Here is a 7,318-nt window from a genome sequence, read left to right as displayed (position 1 = left end):
TTTCTGTGAGTTTTTCAACGGCATATTTTACAAAGGGTTTAGTCATAGGCAATAATCCAACTTTTCTTTCATATTTTTCCCATAGAATGTGATTACCCAGTATTTTTGAAACTAGTGCATTGAAATTGATTTTTTCAATTTTTGCTTCTTGTTTTAATTCATCAATTAGTGATGAGGATAATCTGATTGAGACAGTTTTTGTTTTATCTTCCATTCCAATATTCCTTCTTACAAATATGAAATGTATCTTGAATAAAAAAGATGGGAATATTCAGTATTTTCTTTGAATAAAACAAACATATTTTTTTATTCTTAAAAGATAAAATCAAACTATCTAAAAATCACAGTTGTGATTCTTGTCTTTCTCAAGATTGTAAATTTTACAATCTAGCAAGTATCGATCTCCAGAACAATAACCTCAAAATTGTTTCTTTAAATACCAAAATCCACACCGTAGATTATTGGGCCTAAGAGACATTGTATTAAAAGAAGAATATCGTTCAGACAAGGACGATATTTTAACAGAGTTTTTCTATCCGTGTCTTAGTAACTGCATAGAATATGATAGATGTGTAAATTTTTTGTCAATCAAATCACTGGCTACAATTTCAATGGCATTTGACAATTTTTCAACAGGAAAAGCAAAACTGAGAATGGTTACAGGGCATAAATTCAGATCAAGTGATTTGGATCTATTTACAAAGCTGTTTTCAGAAAAATTTACAAAATCATTTGAGGGAAAATTCATCAAAGATTTTAAAATTCAAAAATTACAAGATTTCGTAAACAATGGGCAAATTGAATTAAAGGTCGCAATTCCAAATTCAGAACACGTTGCAGACCATTTCTCAGAAAGAATCGGAATTTTCAGGGACAATGATGACCAAGCAGTTGCATTTACTGGAACATCTAGAGAGTTATTTTCGAATCAAACAAGTGATTTTGAATCAGTAGATGTTTTTACATCATGGAATGACAAATCGAGAGTTGAAAGAAAGATGCAGGATTTCCAAGATCTCTGGGATAACAAGACACAGTATGTAGAAGTTTATGATTTCATGTTTGCAGCAAAAAACAATCTTTTGAAATATTCATCAGAATGGGTCTTGCAAGATTAAAGTTGAAATGATTCTTCTAATCTAGATTTGTTTTCATAAAAATTCATTTTGTTAATTTTATAATAAATTACTTCACCGCGTCTCTCGATTACTGCGATGATGGGTTCTTTTCCCATTTGAGTGATATCTTCAATCTTTTTTTGGAGATTTCCCATTTTTTCTTGCTGGCCCTCATTAAGACCAAAGATTAGAAATTTAGCGCCTTTTTCACCATATTGACCCCTCTCATAGACTCTAAAATCAGACCCAAATCCAAATCCATCTTTTACAACATATCCACGATTTCTCAAGTCTCGGTATATCAAAAATTTTGTGAGAATTTCAGAGTCAGTCATTTGGCAGTGATTCATAAAAAAATCAAAATCAATCCGTTTTTTGTTTTTCTTGAGAATCAGTCTTTTTGTGTATAGCAAATAGAGGGTTTCAAATGATTTGAGAAATAATTTTTCTTTTTCAATTTCTCCAAATCCCTTTAGGTCTAATTCATGGATCATGGTTTTATCAGAAATACAAGTCTGATCTGAAACTAGTTCTCCATTTACTAGAGGAGTCTCTTCCATGATAAAGTGAAAATCAGAGGATTTCCATATAAGCATTGGAAAATACGAGGGAGGTCCTGCTAACCGTTAAAATATGGGCATTCTGGCTTGAGAGTATCATGCATGGCGCCAACTACAGAGATGGAACTGGGCAAGTCTTTACCAGAAAAGAGTACATCAAAGGTAAACCACAAATTAAAATTGCAAAATTTCAAGGTGGCAAAAGAGGCGTATACCAATACTGTGTTCAATTATTACTAAACGAGAAAATCCAAATCAGACATATGGCAATAGAGTCAACAAGATTGGCTGCAAACAAAACACTAGAAAAAACAACTGGTGAATCAGGCTATTATTCAAGACTCAGAATTTATCCACATAATCTACTTCGAGAAAATAAACAGATTGCTACTGCAGGTGCAGATAGGGTTTCAGAAGGAATGAGAAGATCATGGGGTAAAGCAGTAAGTTTAGCTGCAAGAGTAAAACAAGGTCAATGCATTATGGAACTGTATGTTAATGGTGATGCACATTTGGAAGCTGCAAAGAAAGCACTTCACGGATCATGTGTAAAACTTCCAGGAACTCCACTAATCAACGTGGTTGAATGGAACAAGATGTCACCATAAATCTTTAAAATCAGATTTCTTATTTTTCACAAATTCTAAAAATTCTTCAAATTCTTCTGGAGTAGGATCTCGTTTTAGAATTCTTTTTGACTGGTAATAAAATGTGTTATAGATTCTGCCTACAACAATTCCCAAAGCAAATGATTTAGAATCATCAACGACAGATAGTGATTGAATCAATTCTTTGATTTCATCTTTGTTTGAAACAGAGTCTTGGATTTTTTGCTCTATTTTCTTTAATAGAATTTTATCCATGGAATATCTTGTATGAAATAGTTAAAAACAGTTTAATATCCAAATTCAGCCTTGTGGGTTGTTGCAGTTATAGTACAGTCTGGTTAGTACTCGTGCTTGCCAAGTACGTGACCCGGGTTCAAATCCCGGTAACTGCACCACTTTTCATAAATTCTTTGGAATCAAAGCGTCATTGATTATGTCAAGAGCATCTTGAGCTTTTTCTGGACGAGGTAATTGAATCATAAACACATTATCTTTCCCATAATTTGATTTTGGTGAAGAAAGTGCAAGCATTGATGTTTGTGCAAGCGCTTTAAAGAAATCAAGATGTGTTTTAGCATTTACAAGGAATCTTTCTACTATATTGCCCACAGAAAAAGTTAGAGTTACCTCAACAAACACGTTTCCCAAGCCGTCTTGCAGAATATTCAAATCCGTATTGATAGATAGATGTTGTCCTGCAACCTTGGATAACATCTCATCATATTTTTTCTCATCTATTTCTATGCATGGAGTTTCTTTTCCATCAAAATCAAAAGTGCCAATTCCCTGATGCGCCTGATCTAGAAATCGTTTTAATTCATCAGACATTTTTTTTCTCTTCAATTTTTGGAATTATTTTATCTGCTGCTTTTACCAGAAATGGAGAAATGAATGCAGTGATAATAGAAATAATACCAATTAGCGGAAACAAGAAAGAACTAACTGCACCAATGTCAACTCCTGCCTTTACAATTACAATAGAAAATTCACCTCTGGGGGCAGCTAGAGTAAATGCAGAACGCAATGACTTTCCGCGTTTTTGTCTGAAAAGGATATTCCCAATCATGTTACCTCCAAACTTCATCCCCGTAGCAACTGCAATCAAAACAATTGCTATGAAAAGATAATTTTCAAGTTGTGAAATATCCATCAAAGCACCAACTGAAATAAAGAATATTGCTACAAACATGTCTTTTATTGGACTAGATAGTAATTTTGCAACTTCAGCTGACTTTGATTCTGCAACTAAAACCCCAGCCAAAAAGGCTCCAATTGCTACTGATAATCCTACAATATTTGCAAATAGTGCATAACCAAAGCAAACGCCTAGAACGCTAAGTAGTAAAATTTCACGATGTTCTGCGGCCGCAACTCTATCGATCAAAGGAGGAATTACACGAGTTCCAACAGTAAATGTTCCTACAATCAGACCGGTTGCAACCAATACAACCACAACAACGGATTCAATAGAGACAGTGCCAACTAATGCAATTGACTGTAATGAAGAAATCAGAATGACTGCAATGACGTCCTCTACAATCAAAATACCCAGAACCAAAATAGATGATTCTTTTTTGATTTTTCCCATCTCTTCTAACAGTTTAACAATAATTGCAGTACTGGAGATAGACAGTGCTGCTGAAATAAACAATGCATCCATAAATTCCAAACCAAGGGCACTAGCAGTGTAGAACACAACGCCCAGAGTTAAAAATAGTCCTATGGTTCCAACTCCAATTGCTACACGACCAATGCTTTTGATTTTTGCATAAGGAAATTCTATACCAATTACAAAAAGCAACAAGATCACACCAATTTCTGCAAAGAGATTCAACGCAGAAATATCAGATAATATTCCAACACTCTCAAGAGCATCAGTAGAAGGCCCACCCTCAGGCAATACCCAAGACCAAATATGTGAAAATGGTCCAATCAGCATTCCTGCAAAAAGATATCCTATGATCAACGGTTGTTTAATTTTGAAAAAAGCAAGAGTCACTACAGCCCCAATAATCATGATAAAAGCCAAATCAGTGACAAAACTGGTGTGAGGTAACTCAGGAGTAATTTGCTCGATTAAGCTAGATACAGTATTGTTAAGTGATCTATGAATTCCACTTGAATCCAATTGAAGCGGAATGTTTTGCATGTTATGAATAAACAATTTTGTTTAAAATTGATTGCGGATTTAACATTTGAAAATAATTTAGCAAAAAATCTCAGGCTCGAATATTTTCAAAATCTTTAACCTCTTTATGCCCAGAGATCATAATCGATATGCAGAGTGATGATTAGGTCATCTGAATCAAATGAAGAGATATGACCTGGGGTATCTGACTGCATTATTGGTTACTTTGTAATCACCTTACTATTAATAGTACGGTATGGTACCGTACTATATGATTCAATGTGAATACTGTCCACGAGGGTTTATTGAAACAGCAAATGGTTTGGCTGAAAAGACATTTCATGAATTACTTCATGAACCAGAAGTTGTAAACAAGTAACTCTTTACATTTTTTATTTTACACTCAACTTTTTTATCTCTAAATTTTAATTGAATTTACATGGCTGCCAAAAGTACAAAGAAGGAAAGCACAGTCAAGGCAAAAAAAACAACCAAAAAAGAGCCTAGTCCATCAATATTATTAAAAAAAGTAGCATCAGTTACAGATTCTAACAAAGCACTACAAAAAGAGATCAAAGTAATGACAAAAATATTTGGGGAAAACCAAAAAGTGTTAGTTTCAATGAAAGGGATGATTGATGCATTAACATCAACTTTAGAACATATTCAAAAACAATCAAAACAAATCAACATTATAGAAGATGACACCCAAAAACTGTACGCAGGACTGAATCAAGTAAGAATGCAATCAAACCTTGTAAACAAGATCAATGATCAAACATTAAAACTCGAAGAAGAGATTAGTAGAATTTCAGAATTACAAAAAGCGTCAAAATCTCAAGAACTATCCCAACAGGTAGAAGACAGTATGAATTCAATTAAAAACAATTCTCAAATGATTATCAAAATCGCTCAAAGGATTGACGAAGTAAGAGATGACTTGAGAAAGGTTTCCGGAAAGACAGATTCATTTTTAGAAATTGGTTCTGAGATGGATAGTCTAAAAAAGACCATAGAAGAAATATCAGGAAAGACAGCAAAATTAGATACAGGTTCACAAATTATTGAGAGTCTCAAACAAGAGCTAGGAAGAATTTCCGAAGGGATATCATCCAATTCTAATCTCAATGCAGATCTAGATGCAATCAAAGTAACAATTGATGCAATATCAGCTAAAGCATCAAAAATTGATTCATTGGGAGGAGTCATCGATGGTCTTAAACAACAGTTTGACACAGTATCAGCTAAAGCAAATTCTGTGGATAATTTGAGCCTAGAATCAATTAGAGGTTTAGGCGGAAAAATCGATAAAATTGAGACTGAAATCAATTCATTGTCACAAAGAGCAGACTCTACAGCATTTGTGGGAGAAGGGCTCAAATCAGTGCAAGAAGAATTTTCCAATTTCAAACAGAATGTATATGATAAAACAAACAGTATTGAACAGAAAATATCATCGGTTTCAGACACTCTGAAAAGGCAAGACGAATCCACAATAGAGTTTCATAAAAAATCTGAAAAACTCTTCCAAGAGATACAATCAGTCAAAAATGTCACAAGCAAGGCAGCCAGTGATTCCTCAAAGGAAATGATGGCGTTATTGAAACTATCAGAATATCAGTCAAACATCAGAATGAATGCAGAATCAAAGTACGGTGTTGCAGAAGATATTGAAAAGATGGCATCACAAACTGCAGACATTGTGAATCTGTTTGATAAACTTTCAATCGAATCAGGAGAAAAGATCCCATTACCACACGAGGTTAGACAATGGGCAGTGAGTAAAATTTTAGACTGTGCAGATAAATGGGAAGTAAGATTTAGTGATGTATATTCAATTTTAACAAATGCCATAGGAAGAGACATGCTAAAAGAATCAATTAGAATTCAACAAATAAGAGACATCTATGGAATCAGAGCAGTAGATGAAATCAGAAGAGACCTAAATATTCCTTAGATTCCTATTTCGTCTTCTTTTTGGAGCTGTTCTTTCTTTCTCTTCAAGATTGCAATGATTCCAATAATTGCTGCAATCCAAATAGCACTAAACATCATGTTTGTAGGACTGACATACATGTATGGAGTTGCATCCATGATGTTGGTTTTTAGTAGTGATGCCCTGTCGTTGATATCTAACATTCCTGTATGATATGCAGAATTCTCTTTAGAGAGAGAAGATATCTCATCTAATCCTGCAAACATTGTATCTATGTTATTTTGAATTCTAAGGAAGTTGGTGGATTCAGTGCCAAATATCCAGACAGGGTTTTTGGCAACAACTTTACCATTTTCATCAATAGTTTCAGGAATATTCACCATTACCAAATCCAAATCAGATTGGATTGCCACCAAATGATTACGTATTACATCAGGATCTGAAGAAGATACAATCCCATCAAGATTTCCTCTAATTCTATCCAAGGGGTAAATGTCAGTGGCGTAACCAGAAATTGCGATATAGGCACCAAAAACAATTATTCCAAGGATTCCAATCATTGCAAGTTTGTAAAGAGTATCAGACATTGTTGTTTTACCACCAACATCCAGTGTTGTGTTATTTGAAGTTAATCTTGATTTTACAGTTACAGCTATAATTACTACAATTGCAACTGCAAATACTACCATTGCAATTGTACCAAACTCAGGCATCAACAGAACTACTTCTCATGCACATAAAAATTCAGTGGAATTTCTAGAACTATTTTGTCTCGGAAAGAAGGTCATGTGTCAAATCTACTTTTTTGAGTTGCTCTTTCTTTCGTTTCAACGTAGCAAATATTCCAATAATTGCTGCAATCCAAATAGCACTAAACATCATGTTTGTAGGACTGACATACATGTATGGAGTTGCATCCATGATGTTGGTTTTTAGTAGTGATGCCCTGTCGTTGATATCTAACATTC

General features: G+C 34.1%; 11 protein-coding genes and 1 tRNA gene. 5 read left to right on the top strand and 7 right to left on the bottom strand.

Annotation, left to right across the window (positions count from 1 at the left end; genetic code table 11):
- Nucleotides 1-214, bottom strand: a 214-nt coding sequence (locus OEW78_RS09340; protein WP_300327033.1) for a hypothetical protein, incomplete at its 3' end; no start/stop codon positions are given.
- Nucleotides 215-461: 247 nt separating this feature from the next.
- Between OEW78_RS09340 and OEW78_RS09335 the strand changes: the two genes are divergently transcribed.
- Entirely contained in the window at nt 462-1,118 is a 657-nt protein-coding gene (locus OEW78_RS09335) for a DNA repair helicase (protein WP_300327032.1), read from the top strand.
- Here OEW78_RS09335 and endA read toward each other — a convergent pair.
- Nucleotides 1,115-1,678: a tRNA-intron lyase gene (gene endA / locus OEW78_RS09330; protein ID WP_300327031.1), complete on the bottom strand. Its 564-nt coding sequence runs from the start codon at nt 1,676-1,678 to the stop codon at nt 1,115-1,117. The two genes, OEW78_RS09335 and endA, sit on opposite strands and share 4 nt — an antisense overlap.
- 98 nt (nt 1,679-1,776) lie before the next feature.
- Between endA and OEW78_RS09325 the strand changes: the two genes are divergently transcribed.
- Complete coding sequence (locus OEW78_RS09325; protein ID WP_300327030.1) at nt 1,777-2,286, top strand: 50S ribosomal protein L16; 510 nt, start codon at nt 1,777-1,779, stop codon at nt 2,284-2,286.
- Here the strand turns inward: OEW78_RS09325 and OEW78_RS09320 are convergent.
- Entirely contained in the window at nt 2,278-2,541 is a 264-nt protein-coding gene (locus OEW78_RS09320) for a hypothetical protein (protein WP_300327029.1), read from the bottom strand. The genes OEW78_RS09325 and OEW78_RS09320 overlap by 9 nt on opposite strands.
- Before the next feature lie 63 nt (nt 2,542-2,604).
- Here OEW78_RS09320 and OEW78_RS09315 point away from each other — a divergent pair.
- A tRNA-Gly gene (locus tag OEW78_RS09315) sits at nt 2,605-2,681 on the top strand.
- Between the two features lie 4 nt (nt 2,682-2,685).
- On the opposite strand, the gene OEW78_RS09310 is transcribed toward OEW78_RS09315, so the two are convergent.
- Complete coding sequence (locus tag OEW78_RS09310) at nt 2,686-3,114, bottom strand: hypothetical protein (protein ID WP_300327028.1); 429 nt, start codon at nt 3,112-3,114, stop codon at nt 2,686-2,688.
- Nucleotides 3,107-4,435, bottom strand: coding sequence for a cation:proton antiporter (locus tag OEW78_RS09305; RefSeq protein WP_300327027.1), 1,329 nt, complete (start codon nt 4,433-4,435; stop codon nt 3,107-3,109). Before OEW78_RS09305 ends, OEW78_RS09310 begins: the two co-directional genes overlap by 8 nt.
- Nucleotides 4,436-4,670: 235 nt before the next feature.
- On the opposite strand from OEW78_RS09305, the gene OEW78_RS09300 reads away from it, so the two are divergent.
- Both OEW78_RS09300 and OEW78_RS09295 read left to right on the top strand, forming a co-directional pair.
- Nucleotides 4,671-4,793 (top strand): hypothetical protein, encoded by a 123-nt coding sequence (locus OEW78_RS09300; protein ID WP_300327026.1) that lies wholly within the window; start codon nt 4,671-4,673, stop codon nt 4,791-4,793.
- A gap of 60 nt (nt 4,794-4,853) precedes the next feature.
- A complete protein-coding gene (locus tag OEW78_RS09295) occupies nt 4,854-6,371 on the top strand; it encodes a chemotaxis protein (RefSeq protein ID WP_300327025.1) in 1,518 nt (505 codons plus the stop codon).
- Here OEW78_RS09295 and OEW78_RS09290 read toward each other — a convergent pair.
- Nucleotides 6,368-7,063, bottom strand: coding sequence for a PEFG-CTERM sorting domain-containing protein (locus OEW78_RS09290; protein WP_300327024.1), 696 nt, complete (start codon nt 7,061-7,063; stop codon nt 6,368-6,370). The genes OEW78_RS09295 and OEW78_RS09290 overlap by 4 nt on opposite strands.
- 49 nt (nt 7,064-7,112) lie before the next feature.
- Nucleotides 7,113-7,318, bottom strand: a 206-nt coding sequence (locus OEW78_RS09285) for a hypothetical protein (RefSeq protein ID WP_300327023.1), incomplete at its 5' end; no start/stop codon positions are given.

It is taken from the genome of Candidatus Nitrosopumilus sp. (assembly GCF_029882185.1).
Taxonomy (GTDB): domain Archaea; phylum Thermoproteota; class Nitrososphaeria; order Nitrososphaerales; family Nitrosopumilaceae; genus Nitrosopumilus.
The sequence above is the reverse complement of the archived record's forward strand: the minus strand, read 5'-3'. Positions and strand labels throughout refer to the sequence as shown.

What these genes read in the sequence shown, in the direction of transcription:
- endA (WP_300327031.1), bottom strand. Translation starts at nt 1,678, where the DNA reads ATGGAAGAGACTCCTCTAGTAAATGGAGAACTAGTTTCAGATCAGACT.
- OEW78_RS09325 (WP_300327030.1), top strand. Translation starts at nt 1,777, where the DNA reads ATGCATGGCGCCAACTACAGAGATGGAACTGGGCAAGTCTTTACCAGA.
- OEW78_RS09320 (WP_300327029.1), bottom strand. Translation starts at nt 2,541, where the DNA reads ATGGATAAAATTCTATTAAAGAAAATAGAGCAAAAAATCCAAGACTCT.
- OEW78_RS09310 (WP_300327028.1), bottom strand. Translation starts at nt 3,114, where the DNA reads ATGTCTGATGAATTAAAACGATTTCTAGATCAGGCGCATCAGGGAATT.
- OEW78_RS09305 (WP_300327027.1), bottom strand. Translation starts at nt 4,435, where the DNA reads ATGCAAAACATTCCGCTTCAATTGGATTCAAGTGGAATTCATAGATCA.
- OEW78_RS09300 (WP_300327026.1), top strand. Translation starts at nt 4,671, where the DNA reads ATGGTACCGTACTATATGATTCAATGTGAATACTGTCCACGAGGGTTT.
- OEW78_RS09295 (WP_300327025.1), top strand. Translation starts at nt 4,854, where the DNA reads ATGGCTGCCAAAAGTACAAAGAAGGAAAGCACAGTCAAGGCAAAAAAA.
- OEW78_RS09290 (WP_300327024.1), bottom strand. Translation starts at nt 7,063, where the DNA reads ATGCCTGAGTTTGGTACAATTGCAATGGTAGTATTTGCAGTTGCAATT.